Origin of the sequence: Pseudomonas violetae, from assembly GCF_023072615.1 — a bacterium.
In the GTDB taxonomy this organism is placed as follows: Bacteria; Pseudomonadota; Gammaproteobacteria; order Pseudomonadales; family Pseudomonadaceae; genus Aquipseudomonas; species Aquipseudomonas violetae.
Genome location: NZ_JAKNRW010000003.1, coordinates 321,017 through 346,812, shown reverse-complemented (window position 1 = coordinate 346,812; position 25,796 = coordinate 321,017). Strand labels below are relative to the sequence as shown.

Below are 25,796 nucleotides of genomic sequence, written 5' to 3'. Positions count from 1 at the left end.
GGATATCAAGGGTCCAAATGAGACCGCCCCCTAGCTGAACGCGTTGATAAACCAAGTGATCATCGGGATGGCCACAATGTCGATCAGCACGGCGCCGCATAACGGCACGATGATGAAGGCTTTGTACGAGAACACTTTGTAGTGGTCACAGATGGCACCCATGTTGGCCACAGCGTTGGGTGTAGCGCCCAGCCCGTGCCCCATGAAGCCGGCGCACAGGACGGCAGCGTCGTAGTTACGGCCAAACAGGCGGAACATAACGAACACGCACAGCAAAATCATGATCAGCACTTGCACCACCAGGATCACCAGCAGCGGCAATCCCAGCTTTTCCAGCTCCCAGAACTTAAGGCTCATCATTGCCATGGTCAGAAACATGCCCAAACACACGTCCCCAATGGTGCTGACAGCATGGTCCGGCATCTCGATCGCCTGGCTGCGGTCATTGAGGTTGCGCAAGATAATCGCCACAAACATCGCGCCCACATAGCTCGGCAACACGATGCCCAAGTGCTGTTGCAAGCTGGCGCCCAGCCAGAAACCCAGCACCATGATCACCACGATGCAGGTCAACAAGCGCAACAGGGTCGGTGCATCCAGCGCGGCAGGCGGGGTGTGGACCACCTCTTCAAACGCCTTGAGGCTGCCCACCGCTTCCGCTTTAACCGTGAGGTTGTTGCGCTCAATCAACCAGCGCGCCAGTGGGCTACCCAATAAACCGCCCGCCACCATGCCAAAGGTCGCGGCCGCCAGCGCCGCAGTAGTCGCGCCGACGGCACCGAGGTTTTCAGCAATCGGGCCGAAAGCCGCCGCCGCACCAAAACCGCCTTCCAGTGACACCGCACCGGCCATGATCCCCAGTAACGGATCAATACCCAACAGTTTGGCAACGCTGACACCGACTACGTTCTGCACCAGCGCCAAGCCCCAGCACGCCCCCAGGTAGATAAACAGCAACTTGCCGCCTTTACGCAGCAAGCCCAGGCTGCCGCCCAAACCGACAGTGGTAAAGAACGCCACCATCAACGGGGTTTGCAAGCTGGTGTCGAGGGTCAGATTCAGCCACTGTTGGCTGCGTAGCAGCCAGATCAGCAGGGCAAAACCAAAGCCGCCAATCACCGGTGCGGGAACACACAGTTGGCGCAGCCAGTAACTGCGTTTTTTCAGTTGAGCTCCCAGGCCCAGCAGGAGTAATGCGAGAGCGAGGGTACTCAGCGCATCCAGTTCGAATGTCAGCATGGCGAATTTCTCTTTTTCTTATGATTCAACAAGCGGTTTCAGGGATTTTCGGAAAACTTAATCAATCAGGCTAGCGAGCAGACGCGCGCCAATGCGGGCGGTTCGGTTTTCGATATCAAGGCCGGGGTTGAGTTCGGCGATGTCGGCCATGCGCAATTTACCGCTGGCCTTGGCATAGCGCGCCAGATGCTCAACGATTTGCATGTCCACGCCATGGGCAGACGGCGCACTGACGCCGGGCGCCTGGCTAGCGGGCAGCACATCGAGGCAAATGGTCATGTAGAGGTAATCGACGTCTTGCAAAAAATCATCGATGAATGTTTCGCAAGCGCTGACGTCCCAGCTGTGCATTTCACGGTCGAGGCGAAAACGCACATTCAGCCGCTGCGCCTGCTCGAACAGTGCCTGAGTATTGTTGAGCTGACTAACACCCAGGCAGCCATAAGTGAAGGGCATTTCAGCGCGCTGGCAATACTCGGCGATCTGGCGAAAAGGGGTGCCTGAACTGCTTTGTTCGGCATGGCGCAAGTCAAAATGCGCGTCGAAATTAAGTACACCGATACGGGGCGTCGTCGTGCGTTTGCGCAAGTGATCGGCCAGACCGCTAAAACTTGCAAAAGCGATTTCATGGCCACCACCCAGCCCCAGCGGTAAATGCCCCTGATCGAGCAACTCGCTGACGTGGTGGGCGTAGCTCTGCTGTGCGCCTTCGAGGTTGCTGTCGATACAACCCACATCGCCCGCGTCATACAGCGGCCGGTGGCCGTGCCACGCCAGGTTGGCCAAAGCCTTGCGCAGTGCTGTCGGGCCTTGGCGTGCACCGGTGCGGCCCTGGTTGCGTTTGACCCCTTCATCACAGGCTAAACCAACCAGTGCGACACCCGCAGGCTGGTTTTGCGCAAAGGGTTTGATCCATTGGTGCCAGCGCAGCGCGCCTTGCCCTTCGGCGTCGTCAATGCGCCCCGTCCACAATGCCATGTCAGGAACAACGGTCATGTTTGAAACTCCAGTCAAATTCAGTCGAGCCGGGCGCTCAGACGCAGCGCCACATCCCGGGTCCAGCGGATCAGGCGTTCAGTGCGCTGTTGAGCCCGGAAGGCAGGGGCCATGAGGCTGATAGCGCCTTGCAGGCGGTCGCGGCTGTCGATCAAAGGCGCACTGACCCCCCAGATGCCGTCGTCGATTTCACTCTGACTCACGGCGTAACCGGCAGCCCGGATCTCGGCAAAACTGCGCTGATAGATCGCAACGTCGCCGCTGTCGACGCCTTGGGCCAGCAGCGCCGACAGGCTTTGCGCCTCATCCATGTGCGCCAGCAACACCCGCGCCGAAGCGCCTACCAGCAACGGTTGCGCCAACCCCTTTTGGTAGCAGCAGCGCAGCGGCTGTGGGCTGTCGATCAGCTCAATGCAAATGGCCTGACCGTTACTGGGCACCATCAACGCCACACTTTCCTGGGTTTGCTCGGCCAGGCGCTTGAGCTCGGGCTTGGCCAACGTCACCAACACCGCTTCGCGGTCGAACTTCTTGGCCAGTTGCAAACAGGCAGGCCCCGGCAAATAACGACCGTGACCGTTTTCTTCGGCCAGGCCCCAGCGCAGCAGGGTTTTTAGATGGCGATAGATGCTGCTGAGCGGCTGTGCCAGCTGCTCGGACAGTTCTTTGGCGGAGATCGCCTCGCCGGATTGCCCCAGGGTTACGAGGATTTGCAGCAAGCGATCGGTTGGCGTGTTGTAGCTCATTGTTGGCCCCATGCTATTGCCTGCATGGTGGCACGATGTTTCTCATTAACTGAAACAGGTTTCCCACTCAGTGGGAACAATCGGCCATATAACGATCAGCGGCCGCTCATTCGCAATCTTGCAGCCATAAAAACGTGGGAGCGAAAAACATAGCGGGAGGGGACAGGAGAACAAAAACCATCAGAAACGAAAAAGCCCCGTAACTTCTCAGCTACAGGGCTTTTTCTATGTAATGGCGGAGAGATAGGGAGTCTCCGATTACCACCTTCAACCCCAACAAACCCCGCGTTTGTTGACCATTACCACTATGAGTAGTAGAAGATAGTAGTAGAAATCACTCTACCACTCACGCTTCGGTGCTCGCATGCCTGACAACCTCATTCAGAAGAAAAACGAGCAAACGTGGTACGTCATAAAGCAGATACCGAAGGATGTGCGTAGAGCGCTTGGGAATCGAAGCACGTTCACGAAGTCTTTGAAGACGGGTCTTCGGTCTGAAGCGATGAAGCGGCGCTTGTACTGGCTGGCTCAGTGGGAAGCCGACATTGCAGCAGCACGACATGCCAAAGCCGGTGCCGGGGATGAATGGCGGCTAGCCCAGCACACGGTTGGGCTAGATTTGCAGCAGAGACAAACTAATGCCGTCACAAAGATCTACACCCCGCGGAATCCAGATGCCGCCCCGGCTGATATCTCATGGTTCGAAATGCTTCCCGAAATGGTGAGAGAGCTTCGGGACGAAGGACAGAACGAAATTGCCGACCGCTTGACCAGCCTCGCAAGAAAACACGTTGACGTACTTGAGAATGGTGTCAACGCTGGTGAAGGCATAAACCTTCAACATGAATTTCTGATGATCATTGGAGATCTAGAAGCTGCGTGCACCGCAGAAGAATACAATCTGTCTGACGAAGAACATTCGGAAGCTCAATCGATTGCGCGAAACCCGACAATCTACAAACCACGATCACCAATCAGCCCTTCCATGATTGAGGCTTGGGCAAAACACCTCGCCACTCAAATCAAATCAGAGAAAACCCGCAACAGTTGCAAAGCTCGTGTTGAGAAAATATCCAAGTTTCTGACAACCGAAGGCGCACCACTCAACTTTGACACAATCCACAAATTCTTAAACAAACAAGGTGGTGCCAGTCAGACACTTGCTAACTATGTTTGGTCGGGGCGAAACTTTTGGAAATGGGCATCTAGGTACGACCCTCAGTTTCGTGAGCAATTCACCGGACAACCGTGCCCATTCGATGGTCATGACCTACCAAAGACAGGGGATTCAGTCGGTAAATCGTACATTCCATTTACTCGTATAGAAGTTGAACAGCTTCACAAGAAAGCAAAAGAAGGTGGCAAAGATGATTTAGCCAACCTGATAGTCTTTGGTGCTTTCACCGGTGCGAGACTTGAAGAGATTGGGCGCATCAAACCGGAACATACAATTTTCGACCACGCTGGTGAACCAATAGGTTTCAAGATCAACGAATCAAAGACAGATGCTGGCGTACGAGACATGCCCTTGCATCCTTCTCTTGTAACGTTGTACAAAAATCTATGTTCGCAAGCTTCAGCAAACGATGGGTATTTGTTCAAAGGTGGAAACAACAAATATGGAAACCGGCTTGACTGGTTGAGCAAGCAGTTTGGACATTTTAAAACGAAAGCCGAATTCTCCAAACTTCACGTATTCCACAGCATCCGAAAAACAACCACGACCGAGCTTCATAGAGCAGGTGTGGGTCTGGAGGTGCTACCGTACATCGTGGGACACGAACACAAGTCATTTACATTGAGCGTTTACAGTGCCGGATGTTCTTTTGAACAGAAACAAGAAGCGATCAACCATCTTACTTACCACTTTTCTACAGATTAATTAGTTTGATCGATAAAATACCACTAAAAACAACGCTACTCTCTACCCGGTACGTCTGCATACCCTGATAGGAGAACGTGTTTTTGAGTGGTGTTTTCTTGCAGTAACAATCGTTTTGGTTTGATGTGCTCAATAAGCGCATGCTTAACTACCCGGCGATATTTCAACAATATAAAATAATTGACGGAAGTGTCATTTAAATGTTGACATCTATTGACAAAGCAAGGTTTCGTGTATTATAATTCGTCTATTAGCAAGAGAACAATCTTCAGACTTCTGTAATTATTGCAGTTCTTACAGAAAGTCCGAAAGAGTAATAGTCGCCATTTTTGGTCATTTCGGTGACTTCGCGCTTTTGAGCCTCCCTCTAGGTCTTCATTAGCATCTGTTCTCTTGCGCTCTCATATAAAGAAGGCCACCTAGACAGTGGCCTTTTTATTGCCTGAAACCGACACAAGAATATTACGTTTTATCACCAATTACCCTTTGGAGGGAAAATGCATGTCAAAAATAAAGAAATGCGCCGTGTGTAGTAAATCAATCGACAATCGCCGCCCACAAACTAAAACCTGTAGCAATTCATGCCGTACAAGATTGTGGAGATTTTCAAATGCCGGCCCTGTTTCGCTGAAAGTGGTGTTGAGTAAGCTCCAATACATTCAGCTTAAAACTGAAGCTAATGACCTCGACATGATGATCAATGCACTTGTGGTTGCAAAGGCAACGCAGAGTGCAGCATGTAGTATCTACAGTTGATACACACATACACCTATAACCCACGTATTGCGTGGCCTACAGCAACTTAAGGAAGCTCAGATATGCGAATCCGATTGAACCCTCGTTCCATCTTACAGTTAGAAAAAGTTATGAGCATGTTGGGTGAAACCAATCCAACCCACGCCCTTCAACAGATGATCACCATGATGCATAAGTCGCTTTCCCATCAGTCCCTATACGAGGATAAACATAAACATGATCAAGAGAACCAGAACCTGCGCCATATGTAACACCGCGTTCACCACTAGCCAAATCAAGGCTAAGCACTGTCCGCCATGCCGACCAAAGGCAAGACAGAAGAATCAAAAAGAAAAACGACAGACAACAGAAGAGAAACGAATCTTACGACTCTCACAGTCTGATGAATGGCTATGGATTGCAAGCGAATGCAAACGAGCCGGCACAGTTGAAATCTTACAAGGTGTGGATCTAGTCGCTCTATTTGAAGTTTATAAAGCCAGATTCAAAACCTTTGGATGGAACTCTGAAACTAAAACTTCTAAATTCCACCTGTGCCACGTCCAGCCAGCAAAAGGTATCGGCACTGTCGGACTATTGCATCACCTCAACCTGTTTATTGGTGGTTCATTCCATAACCAAACGCACGGTAACAAAAGTTACCAAGACCGAGGACTGTGCATTCCAAGAAGCAAACTGAAAGCAAAATGGAAAGTAACCAGCACAACCCATGATCGCGTTGTCTTGGATTTGGTGACTGACTACCTGGGCCAAGTGCTAATCGACTATGCGAAAGAACACCCAGTGACAAAGAGCAATCGATACTGTGCAGCAAAATGGGTATTCCAGAATGATCCAGACAATACATTGCCACTGAGCAAACTCGAACGTATGTCACTGCATGATCTTCGTGCAATCAGGACAAAGATAGAAGACAAACCAGCCTTCACAATTGACTATGCAACCAAACGATCATTCATAGTAATGCTGGAAGAATGTCAGCGACTGTCGGAACAACTCCCAACTGGTCAACATAAGTCTGATATTACATTCATGGTTCCTGTACTTCATGTGGCGATTGCTTGGCTTAGTCGCCAACCGGATCAACAGGGACTATCGAGTATTCTTGAAAATCCATACGGTGTGACATGGAACCCGCTAGAACTACGGGAAGGTATGGATGCTTCAACTCTGCGTGACTTCATTGGTTTTCGGACGTTCCACACGCTTCAGGGACAGCCTGTAGACCGCAAAATGATCCGCAGCACCCTGAGCAAGTATCTGGAGGTAACGTCGCTCGCACCGGACTACAGCGGCTCCACCAGCAGCATTCAGGATCACTTTGCTGATGACTACTCACGGTTTTTACAGCAAGTACCTGTTATTAAGAATGCGATCATCAGTCTAGGCTTGCCTGACAAAGTAATGTTGGCAGAAGAGATTGTAAAAGCGGAACAAGCCACATATGAAGAAGAAATGTTCGCCCGTTTCCCATCGCAACAGTGTGAAGGTTTGTTGGACTATTCCAGCATCTACTATCAAGTAGAAGACGACTACGTACCAAATCAATATCTGCGCATCACTCCAGAAGAGATATTCTGCGACTTCTAACTCATCAACACCGCCGCAGGTAGTATCTACACATGATACATGCATATAGCTGTAAGCGTGATTATACGTGGCTTACAGACATTTCCATCAAATACATTCTTCTGTCAGCAGACAGAATTCAATATTAAACAAGAGGATAAAGTAAATGACTAATATAGATCACTTTCGCACTAGCTTTGAACGAGCGGTAGCGCGTTCTAAAATAAATAAAACAACACAGCGCTTAGAGCGTGAGGTGCAATTAGAAAAAGATGGTGATAACCAAGTCACCAGTAAATCCAAGTTCAACACTTTCAAGCTAAGTGAAGAACAATATCGCGCTTCAATAATTGCGAGAGCCATTGTTCACATCAACAAGCATAAAGGAGTAATATAAAATGACCACCATCAAAATCAAAGGTACAATTCCAACGTTTGATCAAAATGAGTTGGAGCGCCGCCAGCAAGCATATAAGCATTGGTACCTTAACACTCGTGAATGTAAAGAAATAGCGCGGGGCGAACTTCCATTCCGTTTCCTTCAGACTGTAATCAAAATGAGTGGAGACGGATATGTACTCGACGAGAAATTACCGATCCGGATGGAGAGTCTTAATTACTCGGCGTACATGACCAAGCCACAACATATTCAGGATATTGAACTGGCGCAAAAGTTTGGGAAAGTCAAAGAAGATTATATTTTTCATCTTAAAGCTGAACGCGAACTTTTCAAAGAGCTTTTAAAGTCACAATTGATTGAGAAGGATGAGATCAAAGAAGCAGATGCGATCGCATCTGCTAAAGCAAAGCGTTTGCTGGAAATCGAAAGTGAAGTGAACAGCACCTTCACCGAGCTAGTTATTCCAGAGTGAAGGTAACCGTATTCCCCTTCATTTGATTACGAGAGTCTTCACAATGTTCAGCACACCAGTATTAGCCTCTGATGCTCACCAGCATTCAGGGGCTTTTTCGTACCTGTAATATCTCCATCAAAACAGGCGATAATCACGTTGGTATCAGGGTGTAAAATGTTTGAGTATTTAGAGCAACTTCTTCAAGACACTGATTATTACTGGGCTCCAATGATCAATTGGTTAGACATATTCGTTTCTAGCCCTGAATCTCAACACGGGGCTTCATATGCAAAGAATATCAATCGTACATTGTTAATAGTTTTCATCTATTATGTATCTACTCGAAATTGTCCAAAATCACATGTGATATACTTCTGTCAAGTGAAATCGTAATTGCCCGATCCGTGGTAGCCGAGCTTCACTTGGGAAACTATCTATGCACATGTTCAAGACCGAAGAATCTCTTCTCACAGCAATCATCAACGGCAAAACTCAAGTGGATGGTTCCGCCGTTCATACCTTCAGGCTCCTCCTCTCAAAGAAACTCGTATTCGGCGTATTTGACGGTGACAGCTTCTTCGATGTGATTCCAACACCTGAGGGTGAAGAAGTGGCCAGTTCGTTCCTGGCTCATTAAAACCGCTCCACATGCAGCCTGAGCCTGATCACCAACGGCTGCACCCATCACAATCCGCGTGCTAATCGTCGCTATACACCTGTCAACGCATCCATAGGATGGCGGTAGCAATGCTATTACACGAGGTATTCACCTTGTGACCATGTAAGCGATGACCATGCTGGTATTCATTCCAGTGCAGCAAGCAGCAGCGCCAGCACAAACAGAACAACTCACAATCCAATGACAAATCCAAGCACCGTAAATCTTTTTATTCTACCCCATAACATATTGTTGTCGTTCGTCTGCAATATGTTATGATGGCGCCATCACCAACGATGACGGGGGAAAAACATGAAACAGGTAGTGGCTTACGCACGGATGAGTACAGATGACCAGTGCCTGTCGGTAGGTGGTCAGTTTGCTGCTATCAGGATCGCTGCTGAAGCAAATGGATGGGATATTGTCGCTGAGTTCACAGACGAAGGTGTCTCAGGTTCCATTGATCCTCTGGAACGTCCTCAATGCCGTCTGGCGCTCGCCATGGCTAAAGGTTTGGAATGTTCTGTAGTTGTTCACCGTGTTGACCGTCTCACTCGTGACCATGCGCACTTTGTAACCTTGCAGAAGAAATACACCTTCATTGAAGCTGAAGACGTACATGGTGGTGGTCTGGTACGCAACATCAAGTCGCTGCTGGCCGAAGAAGAATTGGTCAAGATTCGCAAACGTACAAAGGATGGTCTTGCAGAGTTGAAGAAGAATGCCGCTGCTGGTGATGTTGAAGCTCAAGCGAAGATCGCCCGTCGTGATGCTGGACGTGCAAAAGCGTGGGCAGTTGGTAACAGTGCCGCAATGCAGGCCAAGGCAGACAATGCCAACAACCGCGCAAAGTTATTGGACGCTGAATTGAAAGCTTGTTTGTACGAACGTCAACCAACATTTGCTGCTATCGCCAAATGTTTGAATGCCAAGGGTGTTACCACCGCACGCGGTAGTGAGTTCTCACCAATGACAGTGAAGCGAATGATGGAACGTCTTGGTCTTACTTTCTGAAGAAGTGGAGTAGTGAGTCTCTCTGCACGAATAGACGCGCAAAAGTGGCAAGCTAGGCGGTAGGTCTACTTCATCGCTAGAACGCCTAATTCAGCAGCACAGCCGCAGCAAATAGCCAAATCAATCGACCTTTGACCCTCTGCTAGGGATTTGGGAGAACATTAGTGGGGGTATCTCGATTTTCATGCTTGAACGTTGAGCGCGTGTGATATCCCGCTGACGGATTACCCTAGATCAAAATACTGACTCGGTTTGAAATCGAGATTCCCAAAACGGGTTTTTGGGATTTTGGTGGGAATTGGATGGGGGTTGAGTAGTAGAAATGAGTAGTAGAATCGAAAAACACTCGGACACAAAAAAGCCCCGTAAATCAAAGACTTACGAGGCTTTTATTTGTATGGCGGAGAGATAGGGATTCGAACCCTAGGTACCGGTGAAGGTACAACGGATTTCGAATCCGTCCCATTCGGCCACTCTGGCATCTCTCCAACGGCGCGCATCATAACAACACTTTCGCCGGATGCGAAGCCCCTAAGCGAAATATTTCTGTGGTATCAGATGCTTGCGTCGATTAAAGCGGTACGCCCAGACGGTTGGCGACTTCTTCGTAGGCTTCGATGACGTCACCGAGGCCCTGGCGGAAGCGGTCCTTGTCCATTTTCTTGCCGGTGGCCTTGTCCCACAGGCGGCAGCCGTCCGGGCTGAACTCGTCGCCCAGGACGATGGAGCCGTCGCTGAATACGCCGAATTCCAGTTTGAAGTCGACCAGCAGCAGGCCGGCGTCGTCGAACAGTTTGTTCAGGACTTCGTTGACCTTGAGCGACAGTTCCTTCATGCGAGCCAGTTGCTCGGCGGTGCCCCAACCGAAAGCCACGACGTGGGATTCGTTGATGAACGGGTCGCCCTTGGCGTCGTCCTTCAGGAACAGTTCGAAGGTGTAAGGGTTGAGCTTCATGCCCTCTTCGACGCCCAGGCGCTTGACCAGGCTGCCGGCGGCGTAGTTACGCACGACGCACTCGACCGGGATCATGTCGAGCTTCTTCACCAGGCACTCGTTGTCGCCCAGCAGCTTGTCGAACTGGGTCGGCACGCCCGCGGCTTCGAGTTTTTGCATGATGAAGGCGTTGAACTTGTTGTTCACCATGCCCTTGCGATCGAGCTGTTCGATACGCTTGCCGTCGAACGCCGAAGTGTCGTTGCGAAACAGCAGGATCAAGCGGTCAGCGTCGTCGGTCTTGAAAACCGATTTGGCTTTGCCGCGGTAGAGTTCTTCACGTTTTTCCATGATGGGCTCCGCTTGCTAAGTAGGTGGGCTAGGCGATGTGTCGCCAGTCGAGCCCTGAATCTTGATCGGCCAGTTGCAGCCAGTCCGGGTCGCACCCGAGGGTGTCGACAAAACATTGCCGGGCCAGCTGCGGCAGGTTGTTCTTGCTGCTCAGATGGGCCAGGACCAGGTGTTGCAGGCCTTGCCAGCCCAACTCGGACACCAGGAATGCCGCCTGGTGGTTGTTCAAATGTCCCAGTTCGCCGCCCACCCGCTGCTTGAGAAAGTACGGGTAGTGACCGCGAGCCAGCATGTCACGGCAATGGTTGGACTCGATCATCAATGCATCGAGGTCCTTGTAGCCATCCAGCACCCTGTTGCAGTACGACCCCAGGTCGGTCAGCAGGCCGAAGCGCCGCTCACCATCGCTGAACACGTACTGCGTCGGTTCCTGTGCATCATGGGCCACGGTAATGACGCCGATGCTCAGTGCGCCGATTTGCAGTTGCTCGCCGCCGGCCAACAGGCCCGCCGGTTCAATCGGTTTGCGCATCCCGCGCAGGGTACCGCGACTGAGGTAGACAGGCAGATTGTAGCGCCGAGACAGCAAACCCACGCCATGCACATGGTCTGCATGTTCGTGGGTCACGAGTATCGCGCTCAGCTGCGCCGGGTTTACACCCAGGCGCAACAGGCGTTTTTCGGTTTCCCGCAGGGAGAAACCACAATCCACCAGCACATACGTATCAGCGCTGGCTATCAGCGTGCCGTTCCCTTGGCTACCGCTGCCGAGAACGGCAAAACGCATGAGATCAGCCCAGGTTGTCCTGAATCACGCCCAACACTTTGCGCGCCACATCAGCTGGCGCCACGGTGTTGATGTTCTTCTCGACGGTGACTTGGACGTTTTCACCCACCTTGCTCAGGCGAATCTGGTAACGCTCGGCGCGTGCTTCAACTTCTTCCTTGCTCGGCGCGCTGCCGAACAGGCTGCTGAAGAAACCAGGCTTGTCGTCTTTCTTCTCGGCCTTTTCGGCGAGGTTGATGTAGTACAGGCCCAGGCTGCGGTTGATGTCTTCAACTCGCCATTCGCCCTGTTCCAGCGCACGACCAACACTCGACCAGGCGCGATTCAGGTCGTTGCCGACGTTCAGGACCGGATTGCCGCTGCCGTCTTCGCTCAGGCTGACTCGGCTTGGCGTATCGAAATCACGCGAAGCCAACATGGACACCGAACCGCCTTTCTCGGAGATACGGCCCATGCTCGCAAGCATGTCGTCGACCAGTGCCGCGTCCAGGCCGGTGTTGACCGAACGGCTGGTGAATTCGACGTCGGCAGTGCTGCCTGCAGGACGCTCGGCGCTGACCACGTAGATTTCACTGGTGTTGCGCTGCACGCCCGGCTCGATACGCACCCGCACACGGGTTTCGCTATCGGCACCGACTCCGGCGGCGCTCAGGCGCTTGGCCATGGCGGCGGACAGTTCGTCGGAGTGCTGCCAGGTGGTGGTGAATTCGCCGGTTTGCGGGCGCTGCTCGTCCAGGCGGAAGCCGTTGTCCTGGAAGAACTGCACGGCCACTGGCCAGGCTTCTGCCGGTGGGTTCTGCGCGACGATCCAGCGGGTATCGCCACTCTTCTGCAGCGAGTAGGCGCTGGCGTCAGCCGCCGCAGTCAGCGGTTGCGGACGGGGAACCACGTACTCGCCCTTGACGGAGTCATCGGCCACGTTGCGCGGGATCGGCAGCAACGGGTCCAGTCGCTTGGCGGTAGTGACATCCGGTGGCAGTTGCATCGGTGCAGTCTGTTGCGCTTCCAGGTAATCGCTACCACGGTCACGGAAATAACCTTCCGGGCCCCAGACCCATCCACAGCCACTGGTGCTGGAGATGATCACGGCTAGTGCGGAAAGTCCGGCCAATCGCTTCATGCGTAGTACTTCCTCAATTAAACCAGGACGCCGGACTGGCGCATGGCCTGCCGCAGCGGTTCGTGACAGGCAGTGCTGAGCCAGGTAAGCGGCAGACGGATACCGTCCGGCATCAAGCCCATTTCATGCAGCGCCCATTTCACGGGAATAGGGTTGGATTCGATGAACAGGGTTTTATTGAGAGGCATCAGCTTTTCGTGAATGGCGCGGGCCGTGACGGCGTCGCCCTTCAGAGCGGCATTGCACAGGTCGGCCATATCGCGCGGGGCAACGTTGGCGGTCACCGAGATGTTGCCCTTGCCGCCCATCAGAATCAATTCTACCGCCGTAGGATCGTCACCCGAGATCACCAGGAAGTCATCGCTGACACCATCGAGGATAGCCTTGGCACGGGACAGGTCGCCGGTGGCTTCCTTGATGCCGATGATGTTCTTCACGGTCGACAGGCGAATCACCGTGTCTGCCTGCATATCGCAGGCGGTACGGCCAGGCACGTTGTAGAGAATCTGCGGGATGTCGACAGCTTCGGCGATGGCCTTGAAGTGCTGGTACAGGCCTTCCTGGGTCGGCTTGTTGTAGTACGGCGTCACCAGCAGGCAAGCGTCGGCACCAGCGGTCTTCGCGTTGGTGGTCAGTTCAATGGCTTCGCGCGTCGAGTTGGCGCCCGTACCGGCGATCACCGGAATACGCCCTGCAACCTGCTTCACCACGAAACGAATCACTTCGATGTGCTCGTTCACGTCAAGGGTGGCCGATTCACCTGTAGTGCCGACCGCCACGATGGCGTGGGTGCCGTTTTGCAGGTGAAAGTCCACCAGTTTGCTCAGGCTGTCCCAGTCGAGACGACCCTGTGCATCCATGGGTGTGACCAGTGCCACCATACTGCCCGCAATCATGCAACCGCTCCTGCCGGAAAAAGAGAGCGGTAATGGTACTGGCGCCAAGATGCTTGTACAAGCGAAGTACTGCGCTGCTGCCATTCCCCTAGGCGCCGCTTTTCGCTACCCTTCAGACTTTGATCGGTACCGATAAGCTCGTACGCCGCGTTCCAGCCTCCATTTTCGGCATCATAAGCCCCGATCCAGCGTTGCTACCCTTCGCTCTTGCCTCAATAGAGCACGTTGCAACCTGCCATCGGGTTTTCTGAATTCGCATCCGCAGGCTCGTTCACGGTTAAAAAAGCCCATTGAGGTATCGACCGCTCATCGCTTTAGGAATGCTGCATGTCCACCCCCACAGTTCGCGAACAATTCCTTGTCATCAGTGCCCTCGGCGCCAACCCTATGGAGCTGACTAACGTCCTGTGCCGCGCCAGCCATGAAAATCGCTGCGCCGTGGTCACGTCTCGCCTGACCCGTCATGGCGAGTGCAGTGCGTTGATCCTCGAGATCTCCGGCAGCTGGGATGCCCTGGCTCGCCTGGAAGGCAGCCTGTCGGGCCTGGCCAAGAAGCACGCCTTCACAGTCAACGTGGTGCGCAGCGCGGCCCTGGAGAATCGTCCACAGGCCCTGCCGTACGTCGCCTACGTCAGCTCCGCGTATCGCTCGGACATCATCAACGAGCTGTGCCAGTTCTTCATGGACCACAACGTCGAGCTGGAAAACCTGACCTGCGACACCTATCAGGCCCCACAGACCGGCGGCACCATGCTCAATGCCACATTTACTGTGACCCTGCCGGCTGGCGTGCAGATCAGTTGGCTGCGCGATCAGTTCCTGGATTTCGCGGATGCGCTGAACCTGGATGCACTGATCGAACCGTGGCGCCCCCAGAACCCAATGTAAGGAAGCTTTTCATGGCCGTTGACATCGACCAACCGGTTGCCGACTTCGAAGCACCCGCCACCAACGGGCAAACCGTCAGCCTCGCGAGCCTCAAGGGCAAGCAGGTGGTGATCTACTTCTACCCGAAGGACAGCACGCCGGGCTGCACCACCCAAGGCCAGGGCTTCCGTGATCAGCACGAGGCGTTCAAGGCGGCCAATACCGAAGTCTTCGGCGTGTCCCGCGACAGCCTCAAATCCCATGAAAACTTCAAGGCCAAGCAGGCATTCACCTTCGAGCTGATCAGCGACAAGGAAGAGGCGCTGTGCCAGCTGTTTGATGTGATCAAGCTGAAGAAGCTGTATGGCAAGGAGTACATGGGCGTTGATCGCAGCACTTTCCTGATTGATAAGGAGGGTGTGCTGCGTCAGGAGTGGCGCGGGGTGAAGGTGCCGGGGCATGTGGACGCGGTGTTGGCGGCTGCTCAGGCGTTGAACAAGGCCTGAGATTTTTAGCGTCTGGTCTGACGCCATCGCGGGCAAGCCCGCTCCCACAAGGACCGCATTAATACTGTGGGAGCGGGCTTGCCCGCGATAAGCGCCTGATCCTCACTGAAGAATCATGCGTGAACATTAAAGCAGCGGCGCCACCACCGGCTCCTTGCGCGGCCACGCATCCAGCACGGCCTTGAACAGCGTCGCCAGCGGGATCGCAAAGAACACCCCCCAGAAGCCCCACAACCCGCCAAACAACAGCACCGCGCAGATGATCGCCACTGGATGCAGGTTCACCGCTTCCGAGAACAGCAGCGGCACCAGCACGTTGCCGTCCAGCACCTGGATGATTCCGTAGACCGCCATCAGGTAGATGAACTGGTCGCTCCAGCCCCACTGGAATAGCGCAATCAGCAATACCGGCACGGTCACCACCACGGCGCCAACGTAGGGCACAACCACCGAGATACCCACCAGCAACGCCAGCAGCGCTGCGTAGTTGAGCCCCAAGACAACGAAGCCGATGTAGGTCGCACCGCCGCAAATGAAGATTTCGATGACCTTGCCGCGGATGTAGTTGGCGATCTGCCGATTCATTTCATGGGCCACGCGGGTGATCAGCGCCCGTTCCCGAGGCAGATAACCACGCACCCATTCGCCGATCATTTCCCGGTCCTTGAGGAAAAAAAACACCAGTATCGGCACCAGTACCAGGTAGATCATGATGTTCACCAGGAGCGGCAGGCTCGACAGCGAGAACGTCAGAGCCCACTGTCCGAAATTGCCAATCTCGCCCCGCGCCACTTCAATAGCCCGCAAGACCTGCTCATCTGATACCAGATGCGGGTATCGTTCCGGCAGTAGCAACAGCAGCGACTGCCATTTCGCGAGCATGCCGGGAAGCTCGTTGAACAGGGTGATCAGTTGATGCCAAAGCAACGGCACCACGACCACGATAAACACCAGCAGCAATCCCATGAACAGCGCGAACACCAGGCCCACGGCAGCGCCACCGGGTACGCGCAGGCGTTCGAGCGTCACCACCAGGCCCTGCATCAAATAAGCCAGCACCATGCCCGCAAGCACAGGAGCGAGCATCCCGCCCAGGGTCAGGACCGCGGTAAATGCCAGAAACAGCAGAACCGCCAGCACCACGGCTTCTTCATCGGAGAAATAGCGCTGAATCCAGTCGCGTAACACCTTGAACATCAAAAATCCTTAAGAAACGAACCCAACGGAATTCAGGCTTTTTTCAACCAGTAACGGTACACGCCTGCTTCATCTTCTTCGTGAAGCAGCGTATGACCAGCCAATCGGGCGAAGGTGCGAAAGTCGCGCTGCGAGCCCGCATCGGTGGCGATTACCTTGAGCACTGCGCCACTGGCCAGGCGATTGAGTTCAAGCTTGGCCTTGAGCAGCGGCAACGGGCAATTCAGGCCGCTGGCGTCCAGCTCGGCATCATGGGCTACAGCGTCAGTCATTGCATCACTCCGGGTCAGGCGGTTGAGCGGCTTAGAATATCTGGTCCGAAGGCAAGTGTCCGGCTACAGTAAGGTCTTTGTCGACTAAGGCTTTGTGCATGACCTTTCTGCGCCCTACCCTGCTGACGCTCGCTTGCCTGCTCGCCTCACCGAGCTTCGCCGACGACCTGCCGTCACTCGGCGACGCCAGCTCTGCCATCGTCTCGCCGCAACAGGAATACCAACTGGGCCGCGCCTGGCTCGCCCTGCTGCGCAGCCAAGTCTCGCAACTCAACGACCCGCAGCTCAAGGATTACGTCGAATCCAGCGTTTATCGCCTGGTGGAAACCAGCCAGGTGAATGACCGGCGCCTGGAGTTCATCCTGATCAACAGCCCGCAACTCAACGCCTTTGCAGCACCCGGCGGGATTGTCGGGGTCAACGGCGGCCTGTTCCTCAATGCCCAGACCGAAGGCGAATACGCTTCGGTACTCGCGCACGAATTGGCTCACTTATCGCAACGCCATTTCGCCCGTGGCGTTGAAGCGCAACAACGCATGCAGGTACCGATGATGGCCGCTCTGCTGGCCGGTATCGTGATCGCTGCAGCCGGCGCCGGCGATGCGGGGATTGCCGCGATTGCGGGCACCCAGGCAGCGGCGATCCAGGAACAGCGACGCTTTTCACGCCAGAACGAACAGGAAGCCGACCGCATCGGCATTCTCAACCTGGAAAAAGCCGGTTACGACCCACGCTCGATGCCCAGCATGTTCGAGCGCCTGGGACGCCAATATCGCTTCGACGCCAAGCCTCCGGAGTTTCTCCTGACTCACCCGGTCACCGAATCCCGGATCGCCGACACACGTAACCGCGCCGAGCAGGCCAAACCCGGTGGCATCGAAGACACGCTGCGGTATCAGTTGATTCGTGCCCGCGTGCAATTAATCTACGAAGGAACCCCGGGCCTGGGGGCCAAGCGCTTTCGTGCCCAGCTCGACGAGAATCCAAAAAGCGACGTTGCCCGCTATGGCCTGGCGATCGCCCAGGTCAAGGGTGGCCAGTTGAACGAAGCACGAGAAAACCTCAAGCAGCTGCTGACCAAGTCGCCAAACGAGATCATCTACAACCTCGCGCAAGTGGACTTGGACATCACCAACAATCGCCTTGCGGATGCCCAGACACGGGTTGACCGGATGCTCACGCAATTTCCCGGTAACTACCCGCTGAACCAGGTGCGCGTTGACCTGCTGCTGAAGCAGAACCGGGCCGCCGACGCCGAGAAGGCGCTGGAAGGCTTGCTCAAGTCCCGCCCGGACGATCCGGACGTGTGGTATCAGGTTGCCGAAACCCGCGGCCTGTCGGGCAATATCATCGGCTTGCATCAGGCGCGTGCCGAGTACTTTGCGCTGGTGGGCGACTATCGCCAGGCCATCCAGCAACTGGACTTCGCCAAACGCAAGGCAGGCAGCAACTTCCCGCTATCTTCGCGAATCGATGCGCGCCAGCGTGAGCTGATGGAGCAGGAACGGATGGTCAAGGACATGATGGGCTAGCTATCGCCGTCCTACGGCTTATACCGCAGCGGCACATAGCTCTATGAAGTGGAACCGGGCACCTGACGGTAGCGATGTGTCCGACGTGGCAGGCCTGTTCAGCCCTTGGCTGGCCGCGGCGTGGCCGGAGCCTTCCTCGGCGATGCAACTAACTTCTGGTCCTCACGCTTCGGGTGAAGATCACAAACATATACGAACTCTCTGGACCTCGACCTTCCGAGCCTCATGGAAACCAGCTCAGCTTTATGCTTGCGTTCCGGTTTACCGGAAAGCAGTGCCGTAGCCGAAACAAATGGTTTCGGGTCCATAGGAAAGCGCTCGGCCAGAGCGAAAGCCATTTATGGCTGATCGGCCGATCGCCGTTGAGAACCTTGGACACTGCGAATGGGTTGCCCATTTCGGGCAGATCCAAGCCGGTCCGTTCTAGCGTCTCCATCAAGTCCTTGAGTAGTTGGACCCACGTGATGGTGGCCTTTATCGCAGCGTTAAACGCCTTGAGCTGCTCGCCTTTCTGTTGTTAAGCCAGAATCGCGTCTTCAAGCTCGAAAAGGATCAGCTCTTCATACTTGTTGAGCTCATGCCCGTCGGTCAGTTCATCAAGCAGCACAGTGGCGCGAGCGTAATCCTCTGGCCCCTCGATGCCGTTCACGTATTGCCCGCGCACTGCTCCAGAAGCATTTGAAGATTTTCGAGCGCGGCGCGATGCTTGAACAGGTCGATGCTCTTCCCAAAAATACCCTGCATTTCGTAGTAACTCTGATTTTTTTGACAACTACGAACAGCTGCGCGACGGATAAAAAAATACCCCTCAAGGAGGGGTATTAGCGTAGTCACAAGCTAAAAAGCACCTAACAGTGATCCTCAGGTCGGAAGAACAACTATCGAGGCGGTTTTTTCTTCAGCCAACAACCAGTGTTACTCAGCCAGCTTGAAGGTGATGAAGCTTGCGCGACCCTGACGCAGGACTCGCATCGACACCGAACGGTTCTTCGGCAGCGCCTTGGCAATGTCGGTGAACTCCTTGGTGGAACCGATCGCCTGATTGTTCAGGTGAGTGATCACATCATTAGGCTGCAAACCGATCAGCGAAGCAGGACCGTCCTGGACTTCCTTGATAATCACGCCACCTTTGAGGTCGTAGGTTTTCTTCTGCTCGGCGGTCAGCTCGGCCACCGAGACACCCAGGCGATTGCTACTGCGCTCGACTCCGGATTTCGGCAGGGCATCGAGCTCCTTGCCTTCTTCCGGGATCTCCCCAACGGTGAGCTCCACATTCTGGCGCTTGCCGTCACGAATCACTTCAAGGTTGGCCTTGGAACCGGCTTTCAGCGCGCCGACCAGGTGCGGCAGGTCCGCAGACATGACGATCGGTTGGCCGTTCATGCTCAGAATCACGTCACCGACCCGCAGGTCACCCTTGGCAGCAGGGCCGTCATCTTGGATCTGCGCCACCAGTGCACCGGCCGGCTTGTCCAGGCCAAACGACTCGGCCAGATCCTTGTTCACTTCCTGGATCACCACGCCCAGCCAGCCGCGACTGACCTTGCCACCGCTTTTCAGCTGGTTGGAAACATCCATGGCCACATCGATCGGGATGGCGAACGACACGCCCATGAAGCCACCAGAACGGGTGTAGATCTGCGAGTTGATCCCCACCACTTCACCGTTCAGGTTGAACAGCGGACCACCAGAGTTACCCGGGTTGATCGGCACGTCGGTCTGGATGAATGGGACATAGTTTTCGTTCGGCAGGCTGCGACCAATGGCGCTGACGATGCCTTGGGTCACCGTATGGTCAAAGCCGAACGGCGAACCGATGGCAACGACCCACTGGCCGGCCTTCAGGTCCTGGGATTTGCCCAGCTTGAGCACCGGCAGGTCCTTGCCTTCGATTTTCAGCAAAGCCACGTCGGAGCGTGGATCGGTGCCGACCAACTTGGCCTTCAGTTCACTGCGATCGGCAAGACGGACAAGAATTTCGTCGGCATCGGCGATCACGTGGTTGTTGGTGAGGATGTAGCCGTCAGGCGAAATGATGAACCCTGAACCCAGGGACTGCGCCTGCTGGCGATCCCCCCTGGGCGAGCGCGGAGTGCGCGGCTGCGGCATCCCGCGCTCGAAGAACTCGCGCAGCATTGGCGGCAAGCCTTCGAGGTCGGGCATATCCTGTGCGGACACTTTACGTTCCGGCAGTTTTTGCGTGGTACTGATGTTTACCACAGCGGGCGAGGCTTGCTCGACCAGCTGGGTAAAGTCAGGCAACTCGACCGCCTGAACAGCGACCGCCTGCCCGAGCACCAGCACGGTGGCGAAAATGGAGAGGTAAGACTTCAAGCGTGGTATCGACATACGGCTCCCGTTACGACGAGCATGGTTAAGCGATATGGAGCAAGGAACACCGGGCAAGATACGCCGGCATTTTTGTTCCGGGAACAACAAACAAGGCCAGAGCCGAGAGGCTGTGACCTATAAAAAATTCTGGAGTTTTTTGCAAGTTGAAATGCTCACCAAACATTTCGATATCGACTCACTACTTGACTGCGGTGGCATCGGTGCGCATGGACAGCGCGATTCTCTCGGCGGTGCCGATCGGAATTTCACCGACGACCGTTACCATGATTTCGCCTTGAGGTGTAGTCAAACGCCGCGAAACCGCAACGGTGGGCCCCAGCTGGGTGCGGGTGTCAGTCACGGCTGCGCCGTTCAGGGGTTCGAGGAATACCGAGAATCGAGCCAGGCCATCGTCATACATCAGGCTGTTGACCTGCGCCTTGGTCTGCGGATCCTTGTGTGCGGAACTGCTGACCAATTCAAATCCAGGTGGCAACCAATCCGAATGCCAGGATTGCGCAACGTTCGCTGCGGAAGCCTTGTTGCCATCGACGGCAATGACCTTGCAGTCGGCGCCCGGTTGCAGATCAGTGTCGGAGGGCACATCGGAAGTATTGAGCTGGGTGAACTGGAAGCGCTCCAGCAACTGCCCCTTGTCATTTAACAACAACGACTTCAGTGGCAGGCCGGTTTCTTTGTCCAGGTGCAGCTCGAAGCCGTATCGATGCTGATCCCGTGGCGTCAGGGCAACAATCACCGCCGAACGCCCAGCCACACGCGATTTGCCGATGACGGCAATTTCATACCAGTTCTTGAGCTTTTGTGGATCAAGAGCACGAGCAGCAGACTTGGAGGATTCCCCAAGCCCTGCAATCAGGGTGCCGCTGACGCATTGAGTATGCCCATCAACACGTACGACTTCCTGAGCCGAGCCGTCGAGCTGGAGTAAACGCTCGCGGACCTTGCCATCCTGGACACGGTGCCAGATGTTGTGGGTAGAAAAACTACCGTTACGCTCGTAGACAAAAGTACCGTTAAAGCTTTGCGTCTGCTCGGCATGGCCCAGCCGGGTCAACCAGTCCTGGGCTTCGTCCGCATGGGCTGGAGCGACAAACCAGCCGCTGAGCAGAAGCGAAAGTAGAGGTATGGCGCGCATGATCCTCCTTAACGGTTTTCCAGGCTTGCTGCACGAGCGTACGGCAATGCGCTTTCAGTACCTTTCAATGCAGCTTCCTGAGCATGTTGGCGCAAGTAGCTTGGCAGACGCTGGTCATGCCAGCCGGGCTGACCTTGCAGCACGCCGTTGGCCATTGGGCCAGTCGCTTCCGAGCTCTCGCTGTAGCCTGCCAATACCGCTGGACCCTTGACCTGAGGAACGGCCAGACCCGGCTGGTTGGACTGCTGCGCCAATTCTACACCCGCGATTTCGTCCTGGTTGTACAGACGAACGCCTGCCAGCACTGCAACGGTCACGGAAGCAGCTACAGCCAGTCGACCAAGGCTGCGCCATGGACCACGGGTGGCTTTTACCGGTACGGTTTCGTCTGCCAGGGCTGCCGAAACGGCGGCCGCAATATCCAGGCGTGGAAGCAGCAGGTCCTTGTGCATGACTGCCCGAGCGATTTGATAACGAGCCCAGGTTTCACGGGTTTCAACATCGTCGAAGGCATTCAATACCCGACGCAATTCCAGTTCGTCCGCTTCGTTATCCATCACTGCGGACAGCGATTCCTGCAGGGCTTCACGACTCATGGCGTTCCTCTCTTGGCTGTCGCCGCTGTCTTTAGTTTTCCTGCAACAACGGCTGCAGGGCTTTATCGATGGCTTCCCGAGCGCGGAAAATCCGGGAGCGCACGGTACCCACCGGACACTGCATGACTGCTGCAATGTCCTCGTAACTCAGACCATCGAATTCACGTAAAGTTAAGGCCGTACGCAAATCTTCTGGCAGTTGCTGGATGGTTCGATGGACGGTGCCTTCGATCTCATCCCGTAGCAATGCGCGTTCTGGGGACTCGAGATCCTTGAGGCCATGATCGCCATCGTAGAACTCTGCATCTTCGGAACTGACATCGCTATCCGGCGGCCGGCGGCCGCGTGAAACCAGATAGTTCTTCGCCGTGTTGATGGCGATGCGGTAAAGCCACGTGTAAAACGCGCTGTCTCCGCGAAAATTTCCAAGTGCACGGTATGCCTTGATAAAGGCTTCCTGTGCCACATCCTGGGCTTCATGGGTGTCGTGCACAAAACGCACGATCAACCCGAGAATTTTGTGCTGATATTTCAGCACTAACAGATCAAAAGCTCGCTTGTCGCCGCGTTGAACGCGCTCGACCAGCTGCTGATCCTCTTCCTGGGTTAGCATGAACTCTCCTCGATAAGCTCGAAGGAGGCTTGCATAACTAAACGACCAGACTTGCAAACATAGACTCGGGCTTTTCGCAAAAGTTCTCCCCCTCCAAGCAAGTTTCCTGCGGGCTCTGATTTGGCACGCACGAAAAGCGCAGCGCGGGTCAACCCGGCTGCGCGAATAATCTTGTCGCCGGATTCACGTTGCAGGCCTGTGAACACACACCCTGCACTGAGGCCGACACTGTCCCTTGATTCGGGCAACGGTCTATTGAGCTTGGCACTTTGGCAAAAGTTCCAATTATTTATAGCCTTGCACCAGCGACAATGGGCGAATGTGAGCAGAAAACGACTGTTAAATCCACGATACAGTCGCGCTGTCGCCGAACCAGTGAAAAAAACATCCGACGAAGCGTCCGATTTTTCTTGTCACGGTAGTTTCACAATGCCATGCCGCCTCGGCTATTGTGCCGCTCCCCCCCTCTATATACTAGTGGGCTGTGTGGCTGCCTTGACCTGCCGTTGCGGAGTCTTGCGCCAACCCCGACTCGGGTCGCTTTGTGCGGAATTCTGAAATGAGCCAACAGTTTCAACACGATGTTCTGGTAATTGGCAGTGGCGCTGCAGGCTTGAGCCTGGCGCTGACCTTGCCTGGTCATTTGCGCATTGCCGTTTTGAGCAAGGGCGACCTCGCGAACGGCTCGACATTCTGGGCCCAAGGCGGCGTCGCGGCGGTCCTGGATGATACCGATACTGTCGAATCCCACGTCGATGACACACTTAATGCCGGCGGCGGGCTGTGCCATGAAGATGCCGTGCGTTTCACCGTGGAACACAGCAAGGAAGCCATTCAATGGCTGATCGACCAGGGTGTGCCCTTCACCCGTGATGAGCAGTCCGGCACCGAAGATGGCGGATTCGAATTCCATCTGACCCGCGAAGGCGGTCACAGTCATCGGCGCATCATCCATGCAGCGGACGCAACCGGTGCCGCAATTTTCCGCACCCTGCTCGCCCAGGCGCAGCAACGGCCGAACATCGAACTGCTGGAGCAGCGGGTGGCGGTCGACCTGATCACCGAAAAACGCCTGGGCTTGGCCGGCGATCGCTGCCTGGGTGCCTACGTGCTCAACCGCAGCACCGGAGAAGTCGACACCTACGGCGCCCGCTTCGTGATCCTCGCGTCTGGCGGTGCCGCCAAGGTCTACCTCTATACCAGCAACCCCGATGGCGCCTGCGGTGACGGGATTGCCATGGCTTGGCGTTCGGGCTGCCGGGTGGCCAACCTGGAGTTCAACCAGTTCCATCCGACTTGCCTGTATCACCCCCAAGCCAAGAGTTTTCTAGTGACCGAAGCCCTGCGCGGCGAAGGCGCCCACCTGAAACTGCCCAACGGCGAACGCTTCATGCAGCGCTTCGACCCCCGCGCCGAACTGGCGCCCCGGGACATCGTGGCACGGGCCATCGACCATGAAATGAAGCGCCTGGGGGTGGACTGCGTCTACCTTGACATCAGCCACAAGCCGGAAGCGTTCATCAAGAGTCACTTCCCGACGGTTTATGAACGCTGCCTCGAATTTTCCATCGACATCACCAAACAGCCGATCCCCGTCGTACCGGCAGCGCACTACACCTGCGGCGGCGTGATGGTCGACCAGCACGGCCGCACCGATGTACCGGGCCTGTATGCTATAGGCGAAACCAGTTTCACCGGCCTGCATGGCGCCAACCGCATGGCCAGCAACTCGCTGCTGGAGTGTTTTGTCTACGCCCGGTCAGCGGCGGCGGACATACTCGAACAACTGCCCGCAGTATCCGTTCCGATCGACCTGCCGGTCTGGGATGCCAGTCAGGTTACCGATTCGGATGAGGACGTAATCATTGCGCACAACTGGGATGAGTTGCGGCGGTTCATGTGGGACTACGTCGGCATCGTGCGCACCAACAAGCGCCTGCAGCGGGCCCAGCACCGGGTACGCTTGCTGCTCGATGAAATTGACGAGTTCTACAGCAACTATAAAGTCAGTCGGGACCTGATAGAGCTGCGCAACCTGGCCCAGGTCGCCGAACTGATGATCCGCTCGGCCATGGAACGCAAGGAAAGTCGCGGCCTGCACTACACTCTCGACTATCCGAACCTGTTGCCAGTAGCGCTGGACACTATTCTGGTGCCGCCCACCTACGCCGACTGAACGTCAGCCGGACCCGCAGGCGGCGATGCATATCCGCCGCCTGCGAATCCCGGGGCACGCACACCGAGCGAACCCGGCGCTCCCCACGCAGGCTAAAACGCAACACCACGATCAGCGGCAGCGCCAGGCTGTCTGGCCGCAGTTGCACCGGTTGCCAGCCACCGGCCTGACTCCACAACTGCCAGCCATCGGCATCACGACGCAGCCCCCGAAAAGCCTGCGGATGGCTCAACAGGACCTGCCGCGGCAAGACCCAGGCCCCCTGCGCCACGCACAGCAGCACCCCAAGCGCAGTGGCCCAGAGCGGAATGGAGAGCAGAAACAACGAAACCAGCGCAAGCAACTGAGCCAGCAGATAGGCCGCCAGCAACTGCCTTGAGGCGTGCCAGCGGCATTCGAACAGATTACTTGGGCTGGACACGATCCAGGATCATCCGGACCATGCGCTGCAGCTCCGGGTCTTCCGATTCAGCGCGTTCCATGAACCAGCCGAACATGTCCTGGTCTTCACACTCGAGCAAGCGGACGTAGCAGTCGCGGTCGACCTGATTCAGATGCGGATAAACCTCTTTGACGAAGGGCACCAGCAACACGTCAAGTTCAAGCATGCCGCGGCGGCTGTGCCAGTAGAGGCGATTGAGTTCAACATTTTCGACCATGGAGCGCTCCTCAAATAGGCCGCGAGTATACAGCCCCCTGCCCGGCGGGACACTCGGCTTTGGTCGGGCGCCGCCGAGCTTTTGTAAAC

The 25,796-nt window shown here is 55.2% G+C and carries 26 protein-coding genes and 1 tRNA gene; 10 read left to right on the top strand and 17 right to left on the bottom strand.

Annotation, left to right across the window (positions count from 1 at the left end):
- Positions 1 to 30 precede the first annotated feature (30 nt).
- Genes gltS through L9059_RS06030 form a run of 3 tightly spaced genes read right to left on the bottom strand, consistent with a single transcriptional unit; the run spans position 31 to position 2,981 of the window.
- Positions 31 to 1,239, bottom strand: coding sequence for a sodium/glutamate symporter (gene gltS / locus L9059_RS06040; RefSeq protein WP_247289238.1), 1,209 nt, complete (start codon positions 1,237 to 1,239; stop codon positions 31 to 33).
- 57 nt (positions 1,240 to 1,296) lie between these two features.
- Positions 1,297 to 2,235, bottom strand: coding sequence for a formimidoylglutamase (gene hutG / locus L9059_RS06035; protein WP_247289237.1), 939 nt, complete (start codon positions 2,233 to 2,235; stop codon positions 1,297 to 1,299).
- A gap of 20 nt (positions 2,236 to 2,255) precedes the next feature.
- The gene (locus tag L9059_RS06030; protein WP_247289236.1) at positions 2,256 to 2,981 is read right to left on the bottom strand and encodes an IclR family transcriptional regulator; all 726 of its coding nucleotides are present in this window, start codon (positions 2,979 to 2,981) and stop codon (positions 2,256 to 2,258) included.
- 364 nt (positions 2,982 to 3,345) lie between these two features.
- Between L9059_RS06030 and L9059_RS06025 the strand changes: the two genes are divergently transcribed.
- The 6 genes from L9059_RS06025 to L9059_RS06000 all read left to right on the top strand — a co-directional run bounded on the left by L9059_RS06025 (position 3,346) and on the right by L9059_RS06000 (position 9,714).
- Complete coding sequence (locus L9059_RS06025) at positions 3,346 to 4,863, top strand: tyrosine-type recombinase/integrase (RefSeq protein ID WP_247289234.1); 1,518 nt, start codon at positions 3,346 to 3,348, stop codon at positions 4,861 to 4,863.
- A 972-nt stretch (positions 4,864 to 5,835) separates the two neighbouring features.
- A complete protein-coding gene (locus L9059_RS06020; RefSeq protein ID WP_247289232.1) occupies positions 5,836 to 7,209 on the top strand; it encodes a hypothetical protein in 1,374 nt (457 codons plus the stop codon).
- 145 nt (positions 7,210 to 7,354) lie between these two features.
- Positions 7,355 to 7,585: a hypothetical protein gene (locus tag L9059_RS06015; protein ID WP_247289230.1), complete on the top strand. Its 231-nt coding sequence runs from the start codon at positions 7,355 to 7,357 to the stop codon at positions 7,583 to 7,585.
- 1 nt (position 7,586) lies between these two features.
- Positions 7,587 to 8,060 (top strand): hypothetical protein, encoded by a 474-nt coding sequence (locus L9059_RS06010; protein WP_247289228.1) that lies wholly within the window; start codon positions 7,587 to 7,589, stop codon positions 8,058 to 8,060.
- 418 nt (positions 8,061 to 8,478) lie between these two features.
- Positions 8,479 to 8,679 carry a hypothetical protein gene (locus L9059_RS06005; RefSeq protein WP_247289226.1) on the top strand — a complete coding sequence of 67 codons (201 nt, stop codon included), beginning with the start codon at positions 8,479 to 8,481 and terminating at the stop codon, positions 8,677 to 8,679.
- Positions 8,680 to 9,012: 333 nt separating this feature from the next.
- Positions 9,013 to 9,714, top strand: coding sequence for a recombinase family protein (locus tag L9059_RS06000; RefSeq protein WP_247289225.1), 702 nt, complete (start codon positions 9,013 to 9,015; stop codon positions 9,712 to 9,714).
- A 398-nt stretch (positions 9,715 to 10,112) separates the two neighbouring features.
- Here L9059_RS06000 and L9059_RS05995 read toward each other — a convergent pair.
- The 5 genes from L9059_RS05995 to dapA all read right to left on the bottom strand — a co-directional run bounded on the left by L9059_RS05995 (position 10,113) and on the right by dapA (position 13,802).
- Positions 10,113 to 10,202: transfer RNA gene (locus L9059_RS05995), tRNA-Ser, on the bottom strand.
- Between the two features lie 83 nt (positions 10,203 to 10,285).
- A complete protein-coding gene (gene purC, locus L9059_RS05990; protein WP_194691122.1) occupies positions 10,286 to 10,999 on the bottom strand; it encodes a phosphoribosylaminoimidazolesuccinocarboxamide synthase in 714 nt (237 codons plus the stop codon).
- A gap of 28 nt (positions 11,000 to 11,027) precedes the next feature.
- Positions 11,028 to 11,786: an MBL fold metallo-hydrolase gene (locus L9059_RS05985; RefSeq protein WP_247289222.1), complete on the bottom strand. Its 759-nt coding sequence runs from the start codon at positions 11,784 to 11,786 to the stop codon at positions 11,028 to 11,030.
- Positions 11,787 to 11,790: 4 nt separating this feature from the next.
- Positions 11,791 to 12,906 carry an NlpB/DapX family lipoprotein gene (gene bamC / locus L9059_RS05980; protein WP_247289208.1) on the bottom strand — a complete coding sequence of 372 codons (1,116 nt, stop codon included), beginning with the start codon at positions 12,904 to 12,906 and terminating at the stop codon, positions 11,791 to 11,793.
- 17 nt (positions 12,907 to 12,923) lie between these two features.
- Complete coding sequence (dapA, locus tag L9059_RS05975; RefSeq protein ID WP_247289199.1) at positions 12,924 to 13,802, bottom strand: 4-hydroxy-tetrahydrodipicolinate synthase; 879 nt, start codon at positions 13,800 to 13,802, stop codon at positions 12,924 to 12,926.
- A gap of 327 nt (positions 13,803 to 14,129) precedes the next feature.
- Here dapA and L9059_RS05970 point away from each other — a divergent pair, with 327 nt between their 5' ends.
- A complete protein-coding gene (locus tag L9059_RS05970) occupies positions 14,130 to 14,690 on the top strand; it encodes a glycine cleavage system transcriptional repressor (protein WP_109628402.1) in 561 nt (186 codons plus the stop codon).
- Between the two features lie 11 nt (positions 14,691 to 14,701).
- Positions 14,702 to 15,175, top strand: coding sequence for a peroxiredoxin (locus L9059_RS05965; protein ID WP_247289197.1), 474 nt, complete (start codon positions 14,702 to 14,704; stop codon positions 15,173 to 15,175).
- Between the two features lie 126 nt (positions 15,176 to 15,301).
- On the opposite strand, the gene L9059_RS05960 is transcribed toward L9059_RS05965, so the two are convergent.
- Positions 15,302 to 16,372, bottom strand: coding sequence for an AI-2E family transporter (locus tag L9059_RS05960; protein ID WP_247289195.1), 1,071 nt, complete (start codon positions 16,370 to 16,372; stop codon positions 15,302 to 15,304).
- Positions 16,373 to 16,404: 32 nt separating this feature from the next.
- Positions 16,405 to 16,644 (bottom strand): sulfurtransferase TusA family protein, encoded by a 240-nt coding sequence (locus L9059_RS05955; protein WP_247289193.1) that lies wholly within the window; start codon positions 16,642 to 16,644, stop codon positions 16,405 to 16,407.
- Positions 16,645 to 16,742: 98 nt separating this feature from the next.
- On the opposite strand from L9059_RS05955, the gene L9059_RS05950 reads away from it, so the two are divergent.
- A complete protein-coding gene (locus L9059_RS05950) occupies positions 16,743 to 18,176 on the top strand; it encodes a M48 family metalloprotease (protein ID WP_247289183.1) in 1,434 nt (477 codons plus the stop codon).
- A gap of 517 nt (positions 18,177 to 18,693) precedes the next feature.
- Here L9059_RS05950 and L9059_RS05945 read toward each other — a convergent pair.
- The 5 genes from L9059_RS05945 to rpoE all read right to left on the bottom strand — a co-directional run bounded on the left by L9059_RS05945 (position 18,694) and on the right by rpoE (position 22,872).
- Positions 18,694 to 18,840 (bottom strand): hypothetical protein, encoded by a 147-nt coding sequence (locus L9059_RS05945; protein ID WP_247289181.1) that lies wholly within the window; start codon positions 18,838 to 18,840, stop codon positions 18,694 to 18,696.
- A gap of 251 nt (positions 18,841 to 19,091) precedes the next feature.
- On the bottom strand, positions 19,092 to 20,525 hold the full coding sequence (locus L9059_RS05940) for a DegQ family serine endoprotease (RefSeq protein ID WP_247289179.1): 1,434 nt from the start codon (positions 20,523 to 20,525) through the stop codon (positions 19,092 to 19,094).
- A 181-nt stretch (positions 20,526 to 20,706) separates the two neighbouring features.
- Positions 20,707 to 21,663 carry a MucB/RseB C-terminal domain-containing protein gene (locus L9059_RS05935; protein WP_247289163.1) on the bottom strand — a complete coding sequence of 319 codons (957 nt, stop codon included), beginning with the start codon at positions 21,661 to 21,663 and terminating at the stop codon, positions 20,707 to 20,709.
- Positions 21,664 to 21,671: 8 nt separating this feature from the next.
- Complete coding sequence (locus L9059_RS05930; RefSeq protein WP_247289162.1) at positions 21,672 to 22,259, bottom strand: sigma-E factor negative regulatory protein; 588 nt, start codon at positions 22,257 to 22,259, stop codon at positions 21,672 to 21,674.
- Between the two features lie 31 nt (positions 22,260 to 22,290).
- A complete protein-coding gene (gene rpoE, locus L9059_RS05925; RefSeq protein ID WP_007944079.1) occupies positions 22,291 to 22,872 on the bottom strand; it encodes an RNA polymerase sigma factor RpoE/AlgU in 582 nt (193 codons plus the stop codon).
- A 559-nt stretch (positions 22,873 to 23,431) separates the two neighbouring features.
- Here rpoE and nadB point away from each other — a divergent pair.
- Positions 23,432 to 25,048: an L-aspartate oxidase gene (nadB, locus tag L9059_RS05920; RefSeq protein ID WP_247289160.1), complete on the top strand. Its 1,617-nt coding sequence runs from the start codon at positions 23,432 to 23,434 to the stop codon at positions 25,046 to 25,048.
- Here nadB and L9059_RS05915 read toward each other — a convergent pair.
- Both L9059_RS05915 and L9059_RS05910 read right to left on the bottom strand, forming a co-directional pair.
- On the bottom strand, positions 25,017 to 25,469 hold the full coding sequence (locus tag L9059_RS05915) for a protein YgfX (RefSeq protein WP_247289158.1): 453 nt from the start codon (positions 25,467 to 25,469) through the stop codon (positions 25,017 to 25,019). The genes nadB and L9059_RS05915 overlap by 32 nt on opposite strands.
- Positions 25,453 to 25,707: an FAD assembly factor SdhE gene (locus L9059_RS05910; RefSeq protein ID WP_045058777.1), complete on the bottom strand. Its 255-nt coding sequence runs from the start codon at positions 25,705 to 25,707 to the stop codon at positions 25,453 to 25,455. The genes L9059_RS05915 and L9059_RS05910 overlap by 17 nt, the downstream gene beginning before the upstream one ends.
- Positions 25,708 to 25,796: the final 89 nt, after the last annotated feature.

Excerpts from the sequence above, each read along its gene's own strand:
- gltS (WP_247289238.1), bottom strand. The coding sequence starts at position 1,239 with ATGCTGACATTCGAACTGGATGCGCTGAGTACCCTCGCTCTCGCATTA.
- hutG (WP_247289237.1), bottom strand. The coding sequence starts at position 2,235 with ATGACCGTTGTTCCTGACATGGCATTGTGGACGGGGCGCATTGACGAC.
- L9059_RS06030 (WP_247289236.1), bottom strand. The coding sequence starts at position 2,981 with ATGAGCTACAACACGCCAACCGATCGCTTGCTGCAAATCCTCGTAACC.
- L9059_RS06025 (WP_247289234.1), top strand. The coding sequence starts at position 3,346 with ATGCCTGACAACCTCATTCAGAAGAAAAACGAGCAAACGTGGTACGTC.
- L9059_RS06020 (WP_247289232.1), top strand. The coding sequence starts at position 5,836 with ATGATCAAGAGAACCAGAACCTGCGCCATATGTAACACCGCGTTCACC.
- L9059_RS06015 (WP_247289230.1), top strand. The coding sequence starts at position 7,355 with ATGACTAATATAGATCACTTTCGCACTAGCTTTGAACGAGCGGTAGCG.
- L9059_RS06010 (WP_247289228.1), top strand. The coding sequence starts at position 7,587 with ATGACCACCATCAAAATCAAAGGTACAATTCCAACGTTTGATCAAAAT.
- L9059_RS06005 (WP_247289226.1), top strand. The coding sequence starts at position 8,479 with ATGCACATGTTCAAGACCGAAGAATCTCTTCTCACAGCAATCATCAAC.
- L9059_RS06000 (WP_247289225.1), top strand. The coding sequence starts at position 9,013 with ATGAAACAGGTAGTGGCTTACGCACGGATGAGTACAGATGACCAGTGC.
- purC (WP_194691122.1), bottom strand. The coding sequence starts at position 10,999 with ATGGAAAAACGTGAAGAACTCTACCGCGGCAAAGCCAAATCGGTTTTC.
- L9059_RS05985 (WP_247289222.1), bottom strand. The coding sequence starts at position 11,786 with ATGCGTTTTGCCGTTCTCGGCAGCGGTAGCCAAGGGAACGGCACGCTG.
- bamC (WP_247289208.1), bottom strand. The coding sequence starts at position 12,906 with ATGAAGCGATTGGCCGGACTTTCCGCACTAGCCGTGATCATCTCCAGC.
- dapA (WP_247289199.1), bottom strand. The coding sequence starts at position 13,802 with ATGATTGCGGGCAGTATGGTGGCACTGGTCACACCCATGGATGCACAG.
- L9059_RS05970 (WP_109628402.1), top strand. The coding sequence starts at position 14,130 with ATGTCCACCCCCACAGTTCGCGAACAATTCCTTGTCATCAGTGCCCTC.
- L9059_RS05965 (WP_247289197.1), top strand. The coding sequence starts at position 14,702 with ATGGCCGTTGACATCGACCAACCGGTTGCCGACTTCGAAGCACCCGCC.
- L9059_RS05960 (WP_247289195.1), bottom strand. The coding sequence starts at position 16,372 with ATGTTCAAGGTGTTACGCGACTGGATTCAGCGCTATTTCTCCGATGAA.
- L9059_RS05955 (WP_247289193.1), bottom strand. The coding sequence starts at position 16,644 with ATGACTGACGCTGTAGCCCATGATGCCGAGCTGGACGCCAGCGGCCTG.
- L9059_RS05950 (WP_247289183.1), top strand. The coding sequence starts at position 16,743 with ATGACCTTTCTGCGCCCTACCCTGCTGACGCTCGCTTGCCTGCTCGCC.
- L9059_RS05940 (WP_247289179.1), bottom strand. The coding sequence starts at position 20,525 with ATGTCGATACCACGCTTGAAGTCTTACCTCTCCATTTTCGCCACCGTG.
- L9059_RS05935 (WP_247289163.1), bottom strand. The coding sequence starts at position 21,663 with ATGCGCGCCATACCTCTACTTTCGCTTCTGCTCAGCGGCTGGTTTGTC.
- L9059_RS05930 (WP_247289162.1), bottom strand. The coding sequence starts at position 22,259 with ATGAGTCGTGAAGCCCTGCAGGAATCGCTGTCCGCAGTGATGGATAAC.
- rpoE (WP_007944079.1), bottom strand. The coding sequence starts at position 22,872 with ATGCTAACCCAGGAAGAGGATCAGCAGCTGGTCGAGCGCGTTCAACGC.
- nadB (WP_247289160.1), top strand. The coding sequence starts at position 23,432 with ATGAGCCAACAGTTTCAACACGATGTTCTGGTAATTGGCAGTGGCGCT.
- L9059_RS05910 (WP_045058777.1), bottom strand. The coding sequence starts at position 25,707 with ATGGTCGAAAATGTTGAACTCAATCGCCTCTACTGGCACAGCCGCCGC.